Annotated in this window: 20 protein-coding genes; 14 read left to right on the plus strand and 6 right to left on the minus strand. The window is 32.7% G+C overall.

Annotated features, from left to right (window positions below):
- Window positions 1–107 precede the first annotated feature (107 nt).
- From H574_RS0106975 to acs, 12 genes are all read left to right on the plus strand, one after another.
- The gene (locus H574_RS0106975; RefSeq protein WP_027879885.1) at window positions 108–1604 is read left to right on the plus strand and encodes an aldehyde dehydrogenase family protein; all 1497 of its coding nucleotides are present in this window, start codon (window positions 108–110) and stop codon (window positions 1602–1604) included.
- Window positions 1605–1672: 68 nt separating this feature from the next.
- On the plus strand, window positions 1673–2029 hold the full coding sequence (locus H574_RS0106980) for a DUF779 domain-containing protein (RefSeq protein WP_036227243.1): 357 nt from the start codon (window positions 1673–1675) through the stop codon (window positions 2027–2029).
- A gap of 193 nt (window positions 2030–2222) precedes the next feature.
- On the plus strand, window positions 2223–2642 hold the full coding sequence (locus H574_RS0106985) for a transposase-like zinc-binding domain-containing protein (RefSeq protein ID WP_027879887.1): 420 nt from the start codon (window positions 2223–2225) through the stop codon (window positions 2640–2642).
- A gap of 114 nt (window positions 2643–2756) precedes the next feature.
- A complete protein-coding gene (locus H574_RS0106990; protein WP_027879888.1) occupies window positions 2757–4001 on the plus strand; it encodes a hypothetical protein in 1245 nt (414 codons plus the stop codon).
- A 26-nt stretch (window positions 4002–4027) separates the two neighbouring features.
- Window positions 4028–4288 carry a DUF4212 domain-containing protein gene (locus H574_RS0106995; protein ID WP_027879889.1) on the plus strand — a complete coding sequence of 87 codons (261 nt, stop codon included), beginning with the start codon at window positions 4028–4030 and terminating at the stop codon, window positions 4286–4288.
- A gap of 26 nt (window positions 4289–4314) precedes the next feature.
- Window positions 4315–6081 carry a sodium:solute symporter family protein gene (locus tag H574_RS0107000; RefSeq protein ID WP_027879890.1) on the plus strand — a complete coding sequence of 589 codons (1767 nt, stop codon included), beginning with the start codon at window positions 4315–4317 and terminating at the stop codon, window positions 6079–6081.
- Window positions 6082–6199: 118 nt separating this feature from the next.
- Entirely contained in the window at window positions 6200–6394 is a 195-nt protein-coding gene (locus tag H574_RS14025; protein ID WP_036227247.1) for a hypothetical protein, read from the plus strand.
- Window positions 6387–9077 (plus strand): sensor histidine kinase, encoded by a 2691-nt coding sequence (locus H574_RS0107005; RefSeq protein ID WP_027879891.1) that lies wholly within the window; start codon window positions 6387–6389, stop codon window positions 9075–9077. The genes H574_RS14025 and H574_RS0107005 overlap by 8 nt, the downstream gene beginning before the upstream one ends.
- 18 nt (window positions 9078–9095) lie before the next feature.
- Complete coding sequence (locus tag H574_RS0107010; protein WP_027879892.1) at window positions 9096–9461, plus strand: response regulator transcription factor; 366 nt, start codon at window positions 9096–9098, stop codon at window positions 9459–9461.
- An 85-nt stretch (window positions 9462–9546) separates the two neighbouring features.
- On the plus strand, window positions 9547–9765 hold the full coding sequence (locus H574_RS0107015; RefSeq protein WP_027879893.1) for a hypothetical protein: 219 nt from the start codon (window positions 9547–9549) through the stop codon (window positions 9763–9765).
- 2 nt (window positions 9766–9767) lie between these two features.
- Window positions 9768–11660 (plus strand): acetate--CoA ligase, encoded by a 1893-nt coding sequence (locus tag H574_RS0107020; RefSeq protein WP_027879894.1) that lies wholly within the window; start codon window positions 9768–9770, stop codon window positions 11658–11660.
- Window positions 11661–11817: 157 nt separating this feature from the next.
- On the plus strand, window positions 11818–13725 hold the full coding sequence (gene acs, locus H574_RS0107025) for an acetate--CoA ligase (RefSeq protein WP_027879895.1): 1908 nt from the start codon (window positions 11818–11820) through the stop codon (window positions 13723–13725).
- A 310-nt stretch (window positions 13726–14035) separates the two neighbouring features.
- On the opposite strand, the gene H574_RS0107030 is transcribed toward acs, so the two are convergent.
- Window positions 14036–14230 (minus strand): cold-shock protein, encoded by a 195-nt coding sequence (locus H574_RS0107030; protein WP_027879896.1) that lies wholly within the window; start codon window positions 14228–14230, stop codon window positions 14036–14038.
- Between the two features lie 734 nt (window positions 14231–14964).
- Here H574_RS0107030 and H574_RS14030 point away from each other — a divergent pair.
- Window positions 14965–15210, plus strand: coding sequence for an HU family DNA-binding protein (locus H574_RS14030; RefSeq protein ID WP_036227298.1), 246 nt, complete (start codon window positions 14965–14967; stop codon window positions 15208–15210).
- Here the strand turns inward: H574_RS14030 and H574_RS0107040 are convergent.
- The 4 genes from H574_RS0107040 to H574_RS0107055 all read right to left on the minus strand — a co-directional run bounded on the left by H574_RS0107040 (window position 15207) and on the right by H574_RS0107055 (window position 21359).
- Entirely contained in the window at window positions 15207–15848 is a 642-nt protein-coding gene (locus H574_RS0107040) for a 3'-5' exonuclease (RefSeq protein WP_027879897.1), read from the minus strand. The two genes, H574_RS14030 and H574_RS0107040, sit on opposite strands and share 4 nt — an antisense overlap.
- 2 nt (window positions 15849–15850) lie before the next feature.
- Window positions 15851–17767, minus strand: coding sequence for a DUF294 nucleotidyltransferase-like domain-containing protein (locus H574_RS0107045; protein WP_036227250.1), 1917 nt, complete (start codon window positions 17765–17767; stop codon window positions 15851–15853).
- Window positions 17768–17959: 192 nt separating this feature from the next.
- On the minus strand, window positions 17960–19786 hold the full coding sequence (locus H574_RS0107050; RefSeq protein WP_027879899.1) for a cytochrome-c peroxidase: 1827 nt from the start codon (window positions 19784–19786) through the stop codon (window positions 17960–17962).
- Window positions 19787–19862: 76 nt separating this feature from the next.
- Entirely contained in the window at window positions 19863–21359 is a 1497-nt protein-coding gene (locus tag H574_RS0107055; RefSeq protein ID WP_027879900.1) for a PhoX family protein, read from the minus strand.
- Between the two features lie 261 nt (window positions 21360–21620).
- On the opposite strand from H574_RS0107055, the gene H574_RS0107060 reads away from it, so the two are divergent.
- A complete protein-coding gene (locus tag H574_RS0107060; RefSeq protein ID WP_027879901.1) occupies window positions 21621–22253 on the plus strand; it encodes a MarC family NAAT transporter in 633 nt (210 codons plus the stop codon).
- Here the strand turns inward: H574_RS0107060 and H574_RS0107065 are convergent.
- Window positions 22245–23453 (minus strand): multidrug effflux MFS transporter, encoded by a 1209-nt coding sequence (locus H574_RS0107065; protein ID WP_027879902.1) that lies wholly within the window; start codon window positions 23451–23453, stop codon window positions 22245–22247. The two genes, H574_RS0107060 and H574_RS0107065, sit on opposite strands and share 9 nt — an antisense overlap.
- Window positions 23454–23471 lie beyond the last annotated feature (18 nt).

The following is a 23471-nucleotide window of genomic DNA, read 5'->3' on the forward strand; positions in this document are numbered from 1 at the left end:
AAAAATCAATAATTATTCATTTTAATAAGATGAAAGCTATCAATGTTACATTATTAATAAATAATGATTGAAAACTAAATAATAACTAATAATCTAAATTAATTTCTATGAGTTACTCTAAACCAAAATTTAAAGCATCCTATGACAATTTTATAAACGGAAAGTTTGTAGCACCTATTGGAGGTGAGTATTTTGAAAATACATCACCAATAGATAAATCTTTAATTGCAAAATACCCAAGATCTCAAAAAGAAGATGTAGAACTTGCTTTAGATGCAGCCAATGCAGCAAAAGAAGCTTGGGGTAATACTTCGGCAACACAACGCGCAACACTTTTAAATAAAGTAGCAGATATCATTGAAGAAAACTTAGAAGAATTTGCTTTAGTAGAAACTTGTGATAACGGTAAGCCAATCCGTGAAACGTTAAATGCAGATGTGCCACTTTCTGTAGATCATTGGAGGTATTTCGCATCGTGTATTCGTGCAGAAGAAGGTAGTGCAACAGAGTTAGATCAAAACACTTTATCCATGAATATTAAAGAGCCACTTGGTGTCGTTGGACAAATTATTCCATGGAATTTCCCACTATTAATGTTGTCATGGAAATTACCACCAGCTTTAGCAACAGGTAACTGTGTAGTATTAAAACCAGCAGAACAAACGCCATCTTCAGCAACCTTATTAATGGAAAAAATTGCAGATGTGTTTCCTCCAGGAGTCATCAATGTGGTGCATGGTTTTGGACCAGAAGCAGGTAAACCTTTGGCATCGAGCTCTCGTGTAGACAAAGTTGCCTTTACAGGCGAAACGACAACAGGACAGTTAATCATGCAATATGCATCTAAAAATTTAAATCCAGTAACCATGGAGCTTGGCGGTAAGTCTCCAAATATTTTCTTTAATTCGGTTATGGATCATGATGATGCTTTTTTAGATAAAGCTATAGAAGGCGCAGTATTGTTCGCTTTTAACCAAGGTGAAGTATGTACTTGTCCATCTCGTATTTTAGTACAAGAAGATATTTACGATAAGTTTATGGAGCGTGTTGTGGCGCGTACCAAAGCAATTGTACAAACCAGTCCTTACAGTACAGATTGTATGGTTGGTGCGCAAGCGTCTAATGATCAATATGAAAAAATTCAATCTTATATAAAAATAGGAAAAGAAGAAGGAGCAAAAGTCCTTTGTGGTGGTGACGCTAATAAAGAAGGAGATTTAGGCAACGGATTCTTCATCCAACCAACCATTCTTGAAGGTCATAATAAAATGAGAGTCTTCCAAGAAGAAATTTTTGGACCAGTAGTTTGCGTAACCAAATTTAAAGACGAAGCTGAAGCTTTAGAGATTGCTAACGATACACTTTACGGCTTAGGCGCTGGTGTTTGGACACGTGATGCACACCAATTATACCAAATCCCAAGAGCTATAAAAGCAGGTCGTGTTTGGGTAAACTGTTACCATTCTTATCCAGCACATGCACCATTTGGTGGTTATAAAAAATCTGGTTTTGGTAGAGAAAACCACCAAATGATGATGAGTCACTACCGTCAAACTAAAAACATGCTAATCTCTTATGATAAGAATAAGTTAGGTTTCTTTTAATAGATAGAATATAATAGCAGAAAAGGCTGAGTTTAATTAATTCAGCCTTTTTTATTAAATTTATAATAATGCAACGATTAGACATAACAGAACAAGCAAAAACAATAGTTAGGCAGCTAAGAGAAAAACATGGCGATTTAATTTTTCATCAAAGTGGCGGATGTTGTGATGGATCTGCACCAATGATTTTTGAAAAAGATGATATGTATTTAGATGAAAGTGATATTCATCTTGGAGATATTGAAGGCGTTCCTTTTTACATGAATCAAGATCAATTTCAATATTGGAAACATACACATTTAACTATCGATATCACCGAAGGAAGAGGAGCAAGTTTCTCTTTAGAGATTCCTTTAGGGATCCGTTTTATTATTCACTCTAGATTATTAACAGAAGAAGAAGATACTTACTTTAATCATAAATAATCATACAAGCTACAAGTTAAAAACAAAACCCTATAATACCGTATTATAGGGTTTTGTTTTATTGTTAATTATAAGCTTAAAAAAATATAAATTTTATATGTTTTTGGTTTTAAAAATATGTATTTGATAAATAATTAAGTTTTTGAATCATTTTTTATTGCTAAATTAATATATTTATGCTAAAATAATATATATGAAAATTGATTTGTGTCCAAATTGTGGTTCTGATCACTATATTAAAAGTGGAATTGTAAATGATAGACAACGCTATAAGTGTAAAAAATGTAGCTATTTTTTTTCTGTTAATAAAATAGGTAAGAAGATTGATGACTATTATGTAAACAAATCATTACAACTATACTTAGAAGGATTAACTTATAGAGAAATAGAGCGTATCCTTGGCGTGTCTCACGTAAGTATAATGAATTGGGTAAAAAAATACAATATTAAAAGACCTTATAATTCTAATTATCATCCAACTTATAAAATATTAAACGCCACAGAATTAGGTAATTATTTTCAAAAAACAGAAAATATTAAAGGAGCAGGAGTTGTTGTAACAGAGCTAGGAGACAAATTTATGCTAATAAAATGGGAGCGTTTTAAAGATTAGTATATATAATTAACAGATTTATATATTAATTTTTTGTTAACACATTCTTTTTTAGAGTTTAGTAGTGCACACAAAACCAATATTTAATTATTCACTAACTAACTCTTTAAAATTATGAGAAAACAAACATTCTTATTTTTAATAGCAGCAGTATTGCTTTTTCCTTTTTTAGGAAATGGTCAAGAAGCAGAAAAAAAAGAAGTAGACCATTCTTACAAACCACTAAAAGTAAATCTTAATGAAGATGGTAGTAAATACATAAGGTTTATTACTTGGCATCAATTATGGCTTGAAGCTAGAAGCGATCAAAAAGGAATTAGACACTCTATTAGAAGGTCTAGATTATTAGCTTACGCACAAATCTCACCAAGATTTTTAATCTTAACTCACTTTGGACTTAATAGTTTAAGTGCAGACAATTTAACCGCAAATCCAAATTCACAAACAGCAAATAATAGAAGTTTATTGTTTTTACATGATGCTTGGGCAGAGTTTGCTATAGAGCCAGGAAAACTTCATGTTGGTTCTGGTTTACATTATTGGAATGGCATTTCAAGATTATCAAATCAAAGCACATTAAATATGATGACTTTAGACAATCCTGGAGCAGGAAACTCTGATGTAAGGTTATTTCCATGGAATAATATTACAACAAGTGATCAATTTGCACGTCATTTAGGGATTTATGCTAAAGGTTCTTTAGGTAAGTTCAGCTATCGTATAGCAGCTAATAATGCAAGAACAAACGTAGGAGTTTTAGGCGCTACACCAACTTACCAAGTCGATAATACTATTGGAGATGGTGTTTGGAATTACGCAGGATATTTTAAGTATGACATCTTTGATAAAGAATCAGATAAATTGCCTTATTTAGTTGGTACTTACTTAGGTAAGAAAAAAGTATTAAGTATTGGTGCTGGTTTCTTCCATCATCCAGACGCATTAGCGGTAAACGATTTAAATAATAGAGAATCTGTAACACACTTTGCTGTAGATGCATTTTACGATGCACCGTTAAACGAAAACTTAGCAATTAGCGCTTTAGGTGCTTATTACAATTATAATTATGGTGATACCGATGGATTTAATACTGGTGGTTTAGTCCCATCTTCAGGAACAGTTGTTCATGGTCAATTAGGACTTTTATTTAGAAAACATAACGTAATGCCATATATAACTTACAATACATCTAATATGGATTTTACGCCAAATAATAGTGATGAGTTAGGTTTAGGACTTAACTATTTTATAAACGGTCATTTTGCTAAAATAACTGCAGAATACACTACAGGTACCAAAGGAGCAACAGGAGCAGAGTCTACTAATATCTTTAGACTACAAACGCACATTTTTCTATAAACAACTAATTAAAACTAAAGAACATTATGTCTGATAAACAACAACACGCAACAGCGTACTGGAAAGAAAACTTAAAGTATTTAATCATACTGCTTTCTGTTTGGTTTATAGTGTCTTACGGATGCGGAATCCTTTTTAAAGATGCTTTAAATGAAATAAGACTTGGCGGATTTAAACTAGGGTTCTGGTTTGCACAACAAGGATCTATTTATGTATTCGTAATTCTAATTTTCGTTTACGTAAGATTGATGAATAAATTAGATAAAAAATACGGTTTCGACGAGTAAGCCTTAACTAAAAAACAAAAAACATTATGAGTGTACAAGTATGGACATGGTTATTAGTAGGGCTATCTTTTGCTCTATATTTCGGAATTGCAATTTGGGCTAGAGCAGGTTCAACAAAAGAATTTTACGTTGCTGGTGGTGGTGTTTCACCTTTAGCAAATGGTATGGCTACAGCAGCAGACTGGATGAGTGCCGCTTCTTTTATTAGTATGGCGGGTATTATTTCGTTTGCTGGTTATGATGGTTCAGTCTATTTAATGGGTTGGACTGGAGGATATGTGCTATTAGCATTGCTCTTAGCGCCTTATCTACGCAAGTTTGGTAAGTTTACTGTACCAGATTTTATTGGTGATAGATATTATTCTAACACTGCACGTACTGTAGCTGTAATATGTGCCTTAATTGTTTCATTTACATACGTTGCAGGACAAATGCGTGGTGTAGGTATTGTATTTTCACAATTCTTACAAGTAGATATTAATTTAGGTGTAATTATTGGTATGGCTGTGGTTTTAGTATTCTCTTTATTAGGAGGAATGAAAGGAATCACATATACGCAAGTAGCACAGTATTGTGTATTAATCTTTGCGTTTATGGTACCAGCATTTTTTATCTCTATGCAAATGACAGGAAACATCATACCTCAAATAGGAATGGGAGGAACTGTTGAAGGCGGTGAATTTTTACTTGACAAATTAGATGCATTACATACGCAACTTGGTTTTAACGAATATACGAGCGGAACCAAAAGTACTTGGGATGTATTTGCTATTACTTTAGCTTTAATGACTGGTACAGCAGGATTACCACACGTAATTGTACGTTTCTTTACCGTGCCTAAAGTTAAAGATGCACGTAAATCTGCAGGATACGCATTATTATTAATTGCTATTCTTTATACAACTGCACCTGCAATCTCAGTATTTTCTAGAACTAACTTAATCGAAACAGTAAGTAATAAAGAATACTCTGAAATTCCTGAATGGTTTAAAAATTGGGAAAATACAGGATTAATAGCTTGGGCAGATAAAAATGGCGATGGAAAAATTCAATATGTAGCTGGCAACGCTTTAGATGGTAAAAAACCTGTATATACCGAAGAAAGAGGGCAATATGGACAACGTATGGTAGCTAATGTAAGTGATGCCTCTAACGAGCTATATGTAGATAGAGATATTATGGTATTAGCAAACCCAGAAATTGCTAACCTACCAAACTGGGTAATTGGTTTAGTAGCAGCTGGTGGATTAGCAGCAGCTTTATCTACAGCAGCAGGTTTACTATTGGTAATTTCTACGTCAGTATCTCACGATTTAATTAAAAAGCAATTAAAACCAGATATCTCTGACAAAGGCGAATTAACTTGGGCTCGTGTATCTATTTTTGTAGCTATATTAATTGCTGGATACTTTGGTATTAATCCTCCAGGGTTTGTGGCAGCTGTCGTCGCACTAGCATTTGGTCTAGCAGCAGCGTCATTCTTTCCAGCGATTATCTTAGGTATTTTTGATAAGCGTATGAATAGCAAAGGTGCTATCTCAGGAATGGTTGTAGGTATCGTAATTATGTTATTCTACATGATGAAATTTAAATTAAATATGTTTGGTGGTGGTACTGCAGAAGACTGGTGGTTTGGGACATCTCCAGAAGGGTTTGGTACTATAGCAATGCTAATAAACGTAGTAGTTTCGGTAGTAGTATCAAGGTTAACACCTGCACCGCCTCAAGATGTACAAGATATGGTGGAAAACATTCGTATTCCATCGGGAGCAGGCGAAGCTTCTTCACATTAAAACATTGTTCTTTATCTTAAAATAATTAAGAGCATATTTTAATTTAGTTAGTTAAAATCAGCATTACAAACTGTAATGCTGATTTTTAATTATATTAGTATTCTATTTAAATATTTATATGAAAAAACGCCACGAGCAAAAACTAATCGTCCTCTCCATAGCATTATTTTTAATGTTTAATATACCTTTTGTACTTATTTTTAATATTAATGGACATGTGTTTGGCGTGCCTTATTTTTATGTGTTTATATTTTCTACTTGGTTACTTTCAGGAGTAATTTCGTTTATAGTTTTAAAACGTCATTATGAGTAATTATGCGTTAGTAGTTATAATTGTATTGTATTTAGCAGTGTTGTTTTACATTGCTTTTATTGCTGAAAAAAAACGACAAAGCAAATGGGTTAACAACCCTTATGTCTATACGTTATCTTTAGCTGTTTATTGTTCTGCATGGACCTATTATGGTAGCGTTGGTATTGCTGCAAATTCTGGTATTAATTTTTTAACTATCTATTTAGGACCTGTTATTGCTGCGCCTTTATGGATTACGGTATTGCGCAAAATTATTCGTATTTCTAAGCAACATAAAATTTCGTCTATAGCAGATTTCATTTCTGTACGTTACGGTAATAATAGGTTTTTAGGCGCTTTAGTAACAGGTATTTGCTTAATTGGTACCTTACCTTACATTTCTTTACAACTTAAAGCAGTATCTGAGACTTTTGAAATAATGTCTGATGATACAAGCTATATTTCAACATCAATAATAGACGACTCTACGTTTTATGTTGCCTTGCTATTAGCTATTTTTGCTGCTTTTTTTGGGACACAAAACACCGATGCATCCGAAAAACATAAAGGGATTATTGCTTCGGTAGCTTTTGAGTCTATTATAAAACTCTTATTCTTTTTAATTATTGGTGTATATGTTACGTTTTACCTGTTTAATGGCACTACAGATATTTACAATAAAATATCCAAAATAGACAATTTAATACCGCTAACCACTATAGATAGCTTAGAAGAAGGTTTTAATTGGCTTTTTACTATGGGATTGTCTTTTATGGCTATATTCTTGTTACCAAGACAATTTCAAGTTGCAGTACTAGAAAATAATAGAGAAAAACACCTTAAACATGCTATCTGGATGTTTCCGTTGTATTTATTACTGTTTAATGTATTTGTAATCTTTATTGCGTGGGCAGGAAAATTAAGTTTTGGCAATACTCAAAATGCCGAATATTACACACTGTTCTTGCCATTAGAGCAAGGTCATTCGTTTTTAGCAACCCTTGTTTTTTTAGGTGGTTTTTCAGCAGTAATTTCAATGGTTATTGTATCTACTTTAGCATTATCAACAATGGTTAGTAATAACTTAATTATACCTTATGGGTTTTTAGATAAATTCATTAAAAATCAACCTGAACGAAATTCTAAATACATTAAAAATATAAGACGCATATCAATATTCTCCATAATAATTGTAGCGTATTTTTTTTATATATCGTTTTCTAAAGAGCTATCCTTATATTCTATAGGGTTAATATCGTTTACTATTATAGCACAATTAGCACCGTCTTTTTTTATTGGTTTATATTGGAATCGTGGTTCTGCAAGAGCAGCTATTATAGGTATGGTTGTTGGGACTTTAACAGTATTGTATACCTTGGTGTTACCCTTCACTTTAGATGCTTTTGTAGGTAAAGATTCTTTTACTCAGTTGGGGCTTTTTGGTGTAGAAGCATTGAGACCTTATGCCTTATTTGGATTAGACTTTTTAAGTCCACCTGCACATGCATTTTTTTGGAGCATAACTTTTAATGTAATGTTTTACTTAGTGTTTTCATTAATCTATAAAGGTAATTATAGAGAACGTAATTATGCCGAGATGTATGTAGATAGTAAAAACTTTACAACTTTACAAGACAGCGCTTTAGTATGGAAAGGAGAAGCGTACGTTAATGATATAAAAAATGTATTAATTCGTTTTTTAGGAGAATATAGAGCCAACCGTGCTTTAAATATCTTTTTTACTAAATATAAACTACCTCAAGACACACAGTTAGCAGATGCTAGATTAATTAATTTTTCAGAAAAACTACTAACCGGTAGCATTGGTGCTGCTTCAGCTAAAATATTAATAGCAAGTGTCGTCAAAGAAGAACAAATTAGTTTGGTAGAAGTGCTTAAAATTTTAGAGGAGTCTAAAGAAAATATTGTAAACAATAAAATGTTGCTAGAGCAATCTCAAGAGTTATCTCAGTTATCATCACAATTAAAACAAGCTAATAACGAGCTTATAGTAAAAGATAGACAAAAGGACGAATTTTTAGACACTGTAGCACACGAGCTTAAAACACCAATAACAGGTATACGTGCAGCAACCGAGCTATTAATGGATGAAGACGATGATATGCCTAAAGAGATAAAACAACAGTTCTTAAAAAATATACTTCAGGATTCAGATCGTCTAGGACGCTTAATTAATAACATTTTAGATTTTGAAAAACTAGAAACCGGACGTCTAAATCTAGATGTTAATCGTAACGACATATGTAGTACTATATCAAAAGCAATTTCTAGTTTAAACCATATCGCAGCAAAAAAAGAGATACGTATAATTAAAAAAAACAAAAGCCAACTGTATTTAGAGTATGATGAAGACCGCATCCTACAAGTACTTACAAACCTATTATCTAATGCGTTAAAATTTTGTGCTCCTAAAACAGGAGAAATAGTTGTAGATTACTCGGTTTTTAAGGAACATATAGAAGTCTCTGTAAGTGATAATGGTAAAGGGATACCGGAAGAAGATCATGATTATATCTTTGATAAATTTTATCAATCTCAACACCAAAACACAATAAAACCACAAGGAAGCGGATTAGGTTTGGCTATTACAAAACAAATCATAGAAAAACATCACGGAAAAATCTGGGCTAAAAAAGGGTTAAAAAATGGCGCAAGTCTTGTTTTTACGCTACCTTTTAAGTAAATTGTACAACATTTTTATATGAAGAAGAAGATTTTAATTGTAGATGATGAGCCTAACATTGTAATGTCACTAGAGTATACCTTTAAAAAACAAGACTTTGAAGTGTATATAGCAAGAGACGGAAGTGAAGCGTTAGAGATATTAAAAACCCAAACGCCAGACGTTATATTGTTAGACATAATGATGCCTAATGTAGATGGTTACCAAACATTGTCATACATAAAATCAGATAAAAATTTAAAAGATATAAAAGTGGTTTTTTTAACCGCTAAAAATAAAGCGTCAGATATAGAAAAAGGACTAAATTTAGGTGCAGATAAGTATTTAACCAAACCCTTTTCAGTAAAAAAAATAGTTTCAGAAATTATGGAACTCGTCGCTTAAAAACATAAAAGTTAGTCTTAATATGACTAATTAAATATTGGTTTTGTGTGCAAACAAGCAAGTATTTAATTAAAATATAAAGACAATGAAACTTCGTATCAATCCACTAGCATCAGATATAATAATATGTATCTACGTTGTTGCTACGTTATACCTTAGATTTAAATGGCAAAGCCAAACTATTGTAACTCCAATGTTATCTATTGTAGTTGGTTTATCTTTTGTAGCTATAATTTGGGCTTTAATTAAGCTTAAAGTACTTAACCCTAATTGGTTCGGTCTTTTTAACTCTAAAAAAGCTTAGTTATGCTATATCAAGATTTCTATAAAAAAAGTATTAAATATCCAGAACAATTCTGGAAAGAACAAGCGCAACAATTAGACTGGTATAAACAACCAAATACCATCTTGTCTAAAGACCAACATGACTATTTTCAATGGTTTGAAGACGGTCAACTTAACTTAAGCTATTTATGTATAGACAAACATATAAAAGATGGTTATGGTAATCAAAATGCAATAATTTATGACTCGCCAGTTACCAATACCAAACAGCATATAACCTATAATCAATTACACAAAGAAGTCTCTAAACTTGCTGGCGGATTACTAAGTTTAGGACTAAAAAAAGGCGATACCTGTATTATTTACATGCCTATGATACCGCAAGCCTTATATGCTATGCTAGCATGTGTAAGGATAGGAGTCATACATTCGGTAGTATTTGGTGGTTTTGCGCCGCATGAGTTAGCTATTCGTATTGACGATTGTAAACCAAAAGCTGTTATTACCGCTTCAAATGGAATCGAAATACAACGCATCATTCCATATAAACCTTATGTAGACAATGCTATTGCACAAGCTAAAAACAAACCAGAATATGTTGTTGTGTTTGATAGAAATCAAGATGTAGATATTCCTAAAAAAAGTTATGATGTAGACTATAAAACTTTAGTAGAAACATCCTCTGCAGTAGATGCTATACCTTTACCAGCAACACATCCTTCTTATATTTTATATACTTCCGGCACAACAGGAAAACCAAAAGGCATCATTAGAGATACTGGAGGCTATGCTACTGCGTTAAAATTCTCAATGAAAAACGTATATGGTGTCAATGAAGATGATGTCTATTGGGCAGCTAGTGATGTAGGTTGGGTTGTAGGTCATAGTTTTATTGTGTACGGACCGTTATTAAACCGAAACACAACTATTCTCTTTGAAGGTAAGCCTATAAAAACACCAGACGCTTCAACCTTTTGGCGTGTTATTAGCGAGCATAATGTAAAAGTCATGTTTACAGCACCAACAGCCATTAGAGCGATAAAAAAAGAAGATCCCGAAGGGCAATTGATTAAAAACTATGATTTATCCTGTCTAAAATATCAATTCTTAGCTGGCGAGCGTTGCGACGTAGCAACTTTAACTTGGACCCAAGAAAAATTACAAGTTCCGGTAATAGATCATTGGTGGCAAACAGAAAGCGGTTGGCCAATGCTAGCAAATATGGTTGGTGTACAATTACAAGAGATAAGACCTGGGTCGGCAAGCTTTCCGGTAAGTGGTTATGATATTCAAATTTTAAATGAAGAAGGTCACGAAGTAGAAGCAGGTGTAGAAGGTTATGTTGCTGCCAAATTACCATTACCTCCAGGAACATTAATGAATTTATGGGGAAACACAGAACGTTTTAAATCAGGATATTTAAATAAATTTCCAGGGTATTATTTTTCTGGCGATGGTGGTTATAAAGATGAAGATGGCTACATATTTATAACAGGTAGAGTAGACGATATTATAAACGTTGCTGGTCACAGATTATCTACTGCCGAAATGGAAGAAATTGTAGCCTCTCATAAATCTGTAGCCGAATGTGCTGTATTTGGAGTGCATTGCGATATAAAAGGACAAAAACCTCTAGGCTTAGTAGTTTTAAAGTCAGATAACACAAATGATAATGATACCATTCAAAACGAAATTATCAAAGATATGCGTCATGAGATTGGCGCAGTCGCTTCATTTAAAGACGTATTGGTAGTTAACCGATTACCAAAAACTAGAAGCGGTAAAATTCTTCGTAAATTGTTACGAAATATCGCAGACGAACAACAATATAACATTCCATCAACCATTGATGATGTTACAATTATAGACGAAATAAAAACAATTTATCAAACCCATCATATTGGGATACATTAAATCTCAATGAAATGTACTTTGGCTAATCGCAAAACATTGGTCATTGAGCATAATGAAAGAGAGAGCAAGAGATAAAATATAAATAAATAAAATGTCTGGTCGAGCGCAGTCGAGACCTATTATAATTAAAACAAAACTAAAATAACATATAAGCATTATGAGTAATTATCATATCAAACACTTAGAAGAATACTATCAAGTCTACCGAAAATCAGTCAGAAACCCTGAGGTTTTTTGGGAAGAAATAGCAGAAGAGCATTTTTTATGGCGAAAAAAATGGGACAATGTGTTAAGTTGGGATTTTTCCAAACCAGAAGTAAAATGGTTTGAAGGCGCACAACTAAACATTACCGAAAACTGTATAGACAGACATTTATATACAAGAGGCGATAAAACTGCTATTATTTTTGAACCTAACGACCCTAAAGAAAAAGCAGAACATATCACATACCGCCAATTACACGACCGTGTGTGTCGTATGGCAAATGTATTAAAAGATAAAGGCATTGGTAAAGGCGATCGCGTGTGTATTTATTTGCCAATGATTCCAGAATTAGCCATTTCTGTATTAGCATGTGCACGTATTGGTGCGATACATTCAGTAGTTTTTGCTGGGTTTTCTTCTACAGCATTAGCAACGCGTATCAACGACTCAGAATGTAAAATGGTTATTACCAGTGACGGATCGTATCGTGGTGCAAAAACCATAGACTTAAAAGGCATTGTAGATGAAGCGTTAGAAGATTGTAATTCCATAGAAAGCGTTTTGGTAGCAAAACGAATTAATAGTGATATTAACATGAAAGACGGTCGTGACCATTGGTTACAGCCTTTATTAGACGACGCTTATCACGATTGTGTACCAGAAATTATGAATGCAGAAGATCCGTTATTCATCTTATATACTTCAGGTTCCACAGGAAAACCAAAAGGCATGGTGCATACTACAGCTGGATATATGGTCTATACAGCTTACACGTTTAAAAACGTGTTTCAATATCGCGAAAAAGATGTGTATTGGTGTACAGCAGATATAGGTTGGATTACAGGACATAGTTACATTGTTTACGGACCATTATGTAATGGTGCTACAACCGTAATGTTTGAAGGTGTACCAAGTTATCCAGACTTTGGTCGTTTTTGGGATATTGTAGAAAAGCATAAGGTTAACCAATTCTATACAGCACCAACAGCTATTCGTGCATTAGCAAAAGAAGGTGTAGACCACTTAGAAAAACACGATTTATCATCTTTAAAAGTATTAGGAACCGTTGGCGAACCAATTAATGAAGAAGCTTGGCATTGGTATGATGATAACGTAGGAAAGAAAAAAGCACCAATAGTAGATACATGGTGGCAAACCGAAACTGGAGGAATTATGATTACACCAATAGCATTTGCAACACCAACAAAACCAACCTATGCAACGCTTCCTTTTATCGGGATTCAACCAGCGTTAATGGATGAACACGGACAAGAAATTAAAGGCAATCAAGTAGATGGTCGCTTGTGTATAAAATTCCCTTGGCCAAGTATGGCGCGTACTATTTGGGGCAATCATCAACGTTATAAAGACACGTATTTCTCAGCATACGATAATAAATATTTTACAGGTGATGGCGCGTTAAGAGATGAAGTAGGGTATTACCGTATTACAGGTCGTGTGGATGATGTTATTATCGTATCAGGTCATAACCTTGGTACTGCACCAATAGAAGATGCTATTAATGAGCATCCAGCAGTAGCTGAGTCTGCAATTGTAGGTTTCCCTCATGATATTAAAGGAAATGCGTTATACGGTTACGTGACGTTAAAAGAAACAGGCGAAGGACGTGATCATAACAACTTACGTAAAGAGATTAACCAATTAATCACTGAGCAAATAGGACCAATTGCTAAGTTAGATAAAATTCAGTTTACAAATGGATTACCAAAAACACGAAGCGGAAAAATCATGCGCCGTATTTTACGTAAAATAGCAAGTAAAGACACTGGTAATTTAGGCGATACTAGTACATTACTTAATCCAGAAGTAGTTCAAGATATAATGGATCATGCTTTATAAATTTTTAATCTAAGAAGACAAACTAACTAACAAACTATTGTTTGATTGATTTGATTATTTAAACAAAAACACCTTCAATTTTGGAGGTGTTTTTTATTATTATAAACATCCCATTGTCATTGCGAGCGCAGCGAAGCAATCTCTTTTTAATAACTATTAATTAATGACTAAACAAGACACAAATTACCCTTAAACCAGAAAAAAAATTCTATAGTCACTTCGATTGTAGAGAGAAGTCGCATAAAAAAAGACCGTTTATTTAAACGGTCTTTTACAATTTTATCTTAGAAGATAAATATGTTTTTTTTGATTAAAAGATTACTTCTACGTTAACCGCATTTAATCCTTTTTTTCCTTGTTCAGTATTAAACTGTACTTTGTCATCTTCTTTAATATCATCTCTTAAACCAGAGTTGTGAACAAAAATGTCTTCTCCTGTTTCTGATGATTTAATAAATCCGAATCCTTTTAAATTGTTGAAAAATTTTACTGTGCCTTCTTGCATCGTTACTTAATTTTAAATTACTAATAATGTGTTTACAATAAAGAACGTCCTAGTTAAGAAAAGCATACTAAAGATTAATAATTAGATTGCATAAACAATCTATTAACTTAAAAACACTATTGAAAAGTAATTGAAAAATAAAATTGGAAAGAAGAGAAAAACTCGTAAAACTAATTGTACTATATACTACCTTAAACCTCTATAGGTATCTTTTATTGAGTTGCAAACATAGACTATTTAATTAACACCACCTAATTAATTGATACATAATAAAATAATAATAGTTTGATAATATGTTTGAGATACTATAATCGATATACAAAGCACGGTTTAATTATCATTACAATCCTCCCAATGTCATTGCTAGGACGCAGGACGAAGCAATCTCAAAACATCAATCTGTTTTTTTAGCCTATACACACTCAGACTTATACACAATCTTATGTTATTCCTATAAAAATCAATGTATTAGTCTTGCGCACCATAAGTCTTAATACTACTCTTTTTTGGGTTAAACAACCATTATTTTCGATGAATAACTCAATTTTATAAATAACTATCGATAAAACGCATGTAATAAAGAAAATATATACGCCAAATAAGTGTTTATAACTTTACTTTATAATTGAATTCCTTTAATTTATATTTGTAAATGTCAGTTAGGCGCTTCACTATTAAAGTGTTAAGTGTACTAAGACAAATGTTTTTTTATTAATTTAAATTTTTAAAAGCCTATGGCTATAAAATTTAAAGCGCAACCGCGCAAAAATCCTCAGGACATCACGTTACCTGAGAAGTACTATGCAGCTGCAATAGCAGATGGCGAAGTAGATTTAGATATACTCGCAGAGCAAATTGCTTACGAGTGTACAGTAACAGAATCAGACTGTTACGCCGTATTACTCTCTTTAGAGCGTAATATTATTAACTCTCTTAATCAAGGGAGAATTGTAAAATTGGGTAGACTTGGTAATTTCTAATACCTCCTCAATACATCCCTTAGTGTTAGCCTTTTATTTTTCGCTTTAAGTAAGGCGCAGAGTTTTAAAAATAGAATAGCGGTTAAATAAGCATCACCAGATGCAGTATGCCGATCGTGCATAGTAATATTAAATTTATTGCACAAATCGTCTAAACTGTAATGCTTATCCGTTTTAATATATTTGGTTTTGCGGTATAAAGTGCCGGTATCTACCGTTTTATTTTTTAGTTTAGGCAAGCCTAAGCGTTTTAAAGCTTCATTAATCATTGCAACATCAAAGTGTACGTGATGCGCTACAAGAATAGCTCCTTCAATGTGTTTTAAAAACTGTTTGATAGCTTCCTTTTCTTCTATTTTATGAAGAGATCCTTCTTTTAAAATACCATGTATTTCAACAGTTTTTGTATTAAAATGTTTTTGTTTGATGTAGCACTCTAGTTGGTCTGCAACATCAATTTGAAAGTTTATGATGGTTACTGTACCTATTGATAATAATCGATCCTGTTTAGGATTTAAACCTGTGGTTTCGGTATCAAAAACCACAAAGCGTGTATCTTCTAGGCTGTATTTTTTATGAAAGCTATTGGCATAGCTATTCCAAAATTCGGGATATGTTTTTGATTTAAACCAACACATAACTACATAATTTGCGATAATTTAAAACGGACTTGCATCAAGGTTTGTATGTCTTTTACAGGTTTAAAGCAGCCTTTTAATTTTAAACGATCTGATTTACTTAGACTTTTTACATCTACAAATTGACCTGAATCTTTATGTTTTAAACCTTGATTTGCTCTAAATCGTAGCAAAATTTTAAAAGCATTAATGCAGGCATCATATAAATCTGCATTTTGAGGCTCTAACTCTTGTAGCTTTTTGTAACGAGCAATAGTACTATTAAATTCTTTAACATGATGCGAAAGTATTAATAACCTAGCGGCGTCTACTAGTGGCATTATTGCTCTTTTTTTAATGTCAAATTGATCTTTATGCTCGCCAGAGTCTTCTACTAAAAATTGTCTGAAAAAACTTAATGGTGGCGGATTTTTAAGTGCATTTAAAGCTAAAAAATTAAGGAAGATTTCATATTGCTCTATTGATTTAAAAATACTATTAGACATTTTATACACTAGTTTTTTGTTACCATAAACTAGGTTGTAATCAAAAAAGATATTGCAAAGTAAAATCTTTTCTTGTGTTGGTTGTGTAATCCAGTTATTAAATTTTGCTTTCCATTCGGTTAACGTTAAACACCAGTCTGGGTTACGTGCCATCATATTGGCAGGACAATAGTCAAAACCAATATGATGTAATTGGTCATTTATAGTATTAGCTAATTTTAAAAAGTAGGCTCTAGCCGTTTCAATATCAGACTCATGTAAATTTTTATCACTAAAGACTAAAGCGTTGTCTTGATCGGTCATTAATAGTTGTTCTTTACGACCTTGACTGCCTATGGCTAACCAAGCAAATTTGGCTGGTGGTTTTTGGTTAAGCTGAATAATACTTAACTCTATAACCTGTTTGGTTACCGCATCATTTATTGCAGAAATAATATTAGCGGTAAACACCATAGGTAAACTTTGATCTAAATAATTTTTAAGTAACGTTTGTGCTTTTTCTCTTATATACTTTAAACTTTTTGCAGTTTTTGCGCGTTTAATTTCTTTAATTAATACTGCTGGGTTATTACCATGAACAACAATAATATCATGCTCTGATAACATGCCTATAATTTTAGACTGATCAGTACCGTCTTCGGTAATGCATAAGTGTGAAATTTGATGTTTTAAGGTAGCTATTTGAGCTTCGGCAACCGTGATTGTTGGTGGAAATGATAATACAGGTGAAGACATAATTGTTGTTACAGGCTCGTCTATATGATGAATACCGGTAGCAATTTGATTACGTAAGTCTTTATCAGTAATTATACCTATAGGTTTTTGATTTTTAGTAATTACAATAGAACCTACATTGTGCTCTTTCATGATTAAAGATGCCTCTTTGATGCTAGTTTCTGGAGTACAACATATCGGGTTTTTAGAATATATAGCAGATTGTGCTTCTGTAAATCCCGAAACATCAGGTTTTAAAAACTCAAGGTTACCTAATAAAGTACCTTTATCGTCTTTTGCGTATGGGTTACGCGTATTAGTTGCAAAGCTAGCCATGATAAATTGGTTAGCTTTTGGATTACTAATAATAATGTCTTGCAATAGGGTAGAAGAGATACTGTAAACGATACTTTCTTCTATAGCTTTAGCATCTAAAAAATATTGATCTTTACGTATTAAGGCACGTAAGCCAAAAATATCGCCTTCATCACATTGATCTACTAATTTGTTTTCATGATATACACCAATTGCACCGTTTTTTACCACGTAAAATTCATCTTTAATACTAGTTCCTTGTTTAAAAACAAAATGATTAGGCTCTACATATAATACTTTAACTTGAGAAGATATAGTTATTAATTGCTCATAAGTTAACGCATCAAAAGGAGGAAAATCTTTAAGAAAATCTAGTATACGTTCAGCAATTGTGTTTTTATTCATCTTACTAATTTAGAGAAAAAATAAATGCTGAATGTTGTATTGGGTTTATAATGTGCTAATTATATATAGCTTGCTAATGACTATTGAGATTCCTTCAGTCCTTCCTAAATTTAACTAAGTAAACTTCGGAATGACATATGAGTTGTTATTACGAGTACGAAAGGACGAAGCAATCTCAATACTATTAATTACTTAATAACCGTCTTCTGGTACGCTAGTTAAAGTCTTTAAATAAGCAATAATAGCTTGTTGCTCTTCTGTGGTTAGGTTAAGCTCATCAAAAGGTAAGGTTTGATGAGGTAAATCAAAACCAAGTCCGCCACCACCACCACGATTATAAAAATCCATAACTTGCTCTAAACTATCATAAACGCCGTTATGCATATATGGCGCTGTTAATGATACGTTACGCAAGGTTGGTGTTTTAAACATCCCTTTGTGCAAGTTTTCTTTATACTTAAAATAAAACCCTAAATCGTCATCATTTTCTTTATTTGCAGCAGTTTTAGGAACACCAATAACTTCTTTTTCTGTTTCTGAAAAAAATGGAGGTACAGTACCATTAGTTAAAGGCATAAAATGGCAGGTAGCACATAATGCTTTTCCCATAAATAGATTATAACCTAAGCGTTCTTGGTCTGTAAAATCATTAATTTCTCCTCTAATATTTTGATCAAATCTAGAGTTAAAACTATTTAAAGTTGAAATGTAAGATGAAAGTGCTTTTATAACTTCAGTATTTTTCTTCGGAATTTTTCCATATGCAGCTTTAAATGCTTTTATGTAAGAAGAATCTTTAAGGATATCTTCTGAAAACTGATGAACATTGGTATTAAATTCCTTTTCGTTTAAAAACACAGAAGCTATTTGTTCTATCATCGTTTCTGAGCGTCCATCCCAAAAAAAGCTACGCTGAAAAGCACTATTAATTAAGGTTGGTGTATTACGATCTAAAGGTTTACCATTGTTATCAAGACTAGTTGTCAATCCGTCTGCATATCCTTTATTTGGTGAATGACAAGTCACGCAAGCCATATTATGATTAGCCGATAGATTAGGATCATAAAACAACTTTTTACCTAAGTCAATTTGAGCTTTAGAAGGATTACGATTATTAACAGCAGTAAAATGATTAAGATTAAAGCTGTTATTTTCAAAAAAAGTAGGAGCATCAAAATTGAAAGGATCTGTAGTTGTTGGTTCCCAAATATCTGCAGTTTTACGAATATTTACCCATTGCGTAGTAATAGGATTAAGGTAATCTCTTGTAAAAGTAAAACGATCAAATGTATCAAAATTGGTGTTGTTTTCAACGTACTGTATTGCGTTTTTGATGTTGTTTTTAAATTGTTGATCTAAAAGTGCATCTTTTTTTATAATACTAGGTTGAAGGGTAAACTCATACACCTTATATAAGCTATTTAAAGATGTTGCTGTTTCTTTAATGCCTAGATGACTAACAGGTGTATCAAAACCAGAAATAGCTAAACTAATTAGTCTAAATAACTGCTGATGTGTAGCTCTAAAAAAGCGTTGAGGTGTAAGTTGACGTTTGGTCATATCGCCTTTTAAAACTAGCATTAATCCTTGTGTGATTTTAATTTCTTGATTAAAGTCTTTGTCTGTAATGTCTTGTTCGTATACACTTTCTTCAATTTTTTGAAGACCGATAGGATATAATATTTTACCAGTGTCTTCTTTATAAACAGGTAAAGCAGGACCGTTGGTACGATGACCAACTTCTGGATTAAGGTAAGACGCAAAAGGTTCGGCAATTTTAAAAGCTTCTCTTGCTTTAGCAAAATAGTATTTAGATTTTGTACCATTAACACTAGCTTGTTTTAAGCTGTCAAGATAGTTTATGGCTTTATCCATATGTTGGATGTAATACGTTTGAGCTTTTTGCCATGTAATAACATCTACAGTTTTCATTGCTGTAGTTGCGCTATTGCTTTTCTGTTTACAAGCAATAAAAAGTAGAGTAGTGGTAAGAATTGAAAGTTGAATAAGTGTTTTCATCTAAAATGATATAAATAATAAAAATGAATCTTCACAAGGCGTGAAGATTCATTTAGGATTAAAATAAAGAGATAGTTTATCTTGGTAATCCTTTTAACAACACAATTTGTCCACCTTGGTTATGTGGTAAGTTATTAGATACAAAATCACTGCTTTTCCAGTAATGTGGTTGTAGATTAAGTATAAATGTATCTGGTTCTCCTATTTTATCAGAAATGTCAATTAAGGCACCAAATTCACCAGAAAATGCATCGCTTCCGTTAGGTTCTAAATTAGCTTCAATTTTTAAATCTAATACAGCTAATGGGTTGCTACCATTTAAATCTGTTTGGTAGATTCTTGCAGCATGGTTACGGCTAAAAGAGTTTGGATCTTCTTGAATATATACATAGTTTTCTGTAACACAAATGTTATCAGGACTTTGTAGGGTTGCTAAGTTTCCATCCATATTGTTAGTATCTGTATTACCGCTAACAATTTGTGTTAATTGACCTTGTAACGGGTTGTCTGCATCTAATTGTAATTTATAAACGGTTCCCCAATCGTTGTAAGTTCCTTGTCCTGGACCACGACCTGTAACAGCAAAGTATACGTTACGTCCGTTATCATCACTTCCTTTTTGGTAGTCTACATCTTCTACACGCATAAATTGAGAGGCGTATACGTTAGAGCAAGCCGTTTCCATTTCGTTTTTAGTTAAGCTAGCACCGTTAACAATTTCTACAAACTCTACATCGTAAGTCGTGCCAAAATCTAAGTCACCTTCGTTATATACAGTGTTAGCAGCTACGTCTTGTACGCCGCCAGATCCGTTAGAAATTTGCTTAAATCTTAAAACGTAAATTTTACCATTATCTAAATCTGCATCACCGTTTTCTGATAAGTACATAGTTACTTGACCTTCAGATCCGCTAGAGTCATCATCACCACCAATAATTACTGTTTTACCAGCGTAAGCATTTTGAGGTAATGGCACAGCATTTTCCCAAGAAAATTCACCTAAAGCATCTAATCCAAAATCTGCAGTAGGCGTAGGAGTTTCAATCCAAGGGTCAATACCTTTAACATCGTAAGAAATACTTTCTGAAGCCGATAAGAATAAATCTTGAGATCCACCATGTACAGCTGCTTCCCACATAGTACCAGAACATTGTCTTGCATAATCTGCAACACCAGCGTTAAGTAACCATTCACCTTGTATAGGATTCATGTATTGATCAAAACGAATTCTAGATACACTATAATCATCTTCTGCATTAACAACATAAATATATTCGTCTCCATCTTTTAAAAATCCAGCACCATCTTGTGCGCCAACTAAACGGAAACCGTTAGATAATACGTCTGTAGAGCTAATTAAAGAGTAAGCATTTACATTACTAAAATTAGGGTTAATATTTACTAACGGGTTTAAAGAAGATTTGTTAGAAAAAATGGTTTCTGTAGGCGTAAAGTCTTGACCATCTTGTCCGTCTTGACCGTTTAATCCATCTTCGCCATCACATGCAAAGAAAGAGCTCCCAACAGCAGCTACTAAGCTAAATTGTAAAAATAGTTGTTTAAATGTGTTCATTTTAAGGTTGTTTAAAATTTGATTTTGAACAAAACTACTCTGACATTATTCTTTATAAGTTAACTTAAATTAATGCTTAGATTAATTAAATTTTACGCTAATGTTACTAAGTTAAGTAATTGTAAAAACGGTTTTAAGCCGCTTGTTTTTAGATGTTTAAAACTGAATTATGGCTTTTTGTAGTTAACCTACTTTTAAAGATGATTTAAGTTTAAGATAACTTAAGCCATTAAAAAATAGAGTGAATTTGCAGAAAAAACAATGGACTTATTTTTAATTGCTTTTGGCGCATTATTTTCTATTATTAATCCTTTAGGGACTGTACCTGTTTTTGTGGGATTAACGCAAGAACACGCTAAAAAAGAACGAGCTAAAATTGCGTTATGGACTGCTTTAGATGTATTAATTATTCTGTTTTTATCCTTTTTTGCAGGACAATATATATTATCGTTTTTTGGTATTACATTAAATGCACTAAAAATAGCAGGTGGATTAATTATAACCTCTTCGGGTTTTGCTTTATTGACAGGTAAATTTAGAGAACATAAAGGTATGAAGCGCAAACGTGTACAAGAAGATATACATAATAGAGACGCTATTAGCTTAACGCCATTAGCAATACCAATGTTAGCAGGACCAGGAACAATATCTTTATTGATAACCTACAATCAAGAGTATACATTAACTAAAGACGTTTTAATAATCCTATCTGCAGTACTACTTGTTACCACTGCAATATATTTAATACTTAAAAGTGCACATTTTATAGTAAAGTTTTTAGGCGCGTCTGGTATTAACGCTCTATCAAGAATTATTGGTTTTATTGTTATATCAATAGGTGTGCAGTATATAATTTCTTCAGTAGAAAATATTGTAATAAATTTATTAAACTAATTTTCTTTGGGTACTATATTTTAGTACATAAAAGGTTATTAACGATAGTAAACCAAATACAGAAAACCCTATAAATAACGGAAGTACAGATGTGTGTACAAAACTACCAATGTAGTTAGCAATTGGTACCGCCATAACTGTAGATATAAACCCGTTAATTGCGGCGCCAATACCGGCAATATGCCCTAAAGGCTCCATTGCTAAAGAACGGTAATTACCAAAAATAAACCCAACAGCAAAAAACTGAATTAAGAAAAAAGAAATTAAAACTCCGATACTTGGGTTGTTTCCAGATATGAATAAAATGACATATAAAATTGAGATTAAAAAGTAGGCAACAGTAGCATAAAATGCAATGTTACGCGACCCAAAACGCATAACCAATCTACTATTAGTAAAGGTAGATAATCCAATAGACAACGCAGTACTAGCAAAAAAGTAAGGAAACAATTCGCCTAAATTATACTGATCTTGGTAAATCTGTTGTGAAGTGCTTAAATACACCATAAAAGATCCAGTAATAAAACCAGAGGTCAAAGTAAAAGCTACTGCTTCTTTGTGTTTAAAAAACTCCTTTGTGCCAGTAATAAAAATGCTAGGAGAAAATTTAATACGTTTACTTTTATCTAATGTTTCTGGTTGACGTTTCCAAAACCATAACATAACAACAGATCCAAATATAAGATTAGCATTAAAAATAGCACGCCAATCAAACCATTCTAAAAGTATTTGACCAAAAGTAGGCGCTATAACAGGTACCAGAATAAAAAACATAACAATTACAGATAGCAGTTTTGCCATAAAATCTCCACTAAAAGAGTCTCTAACCATAGCAATAGATATTGTCCTTGGCGCAGACAACCCAACACCTTGTAATACTCTAGCAAACAACATCATTTCGAAGTTTTTTGTAGTAACACAGATAATACTAGAAATAATAAAAATAAAAAAGCCTATGTAAACAATAGGCTTACGACCGTAACTATCAGACAACGGTCCAAATATTAACTGCCCAAAACCAATTCCTAAAAATATCATGGTAATTAACCATTGTGTACTATTAGGATCAGTAATATTTAAATCTTCGGCAATGTTAGGTAAAGCAGGTAATAATGCATCTATGGTTAATGCAACAATAGACATTAAAGATGCCATTAATGCTACAAATTCATTCTTAAAAGCAGGGTTAGAGTTTTGCATCTTGCAAAATTAGCTAAT

The organism is Mesoflavibacter zeaxanthinifaciens DSM 18436, from assembly GCF_000422365.1.
GTDB classification, from domain to species: domain Bacteria; phylum Bacteroidota; class Bacteroidia; order Flavobacteriales; family Flavobacteriaceae; genus Mesoflavibacter; species Mesoflavibacter zeaxanthinifaciens.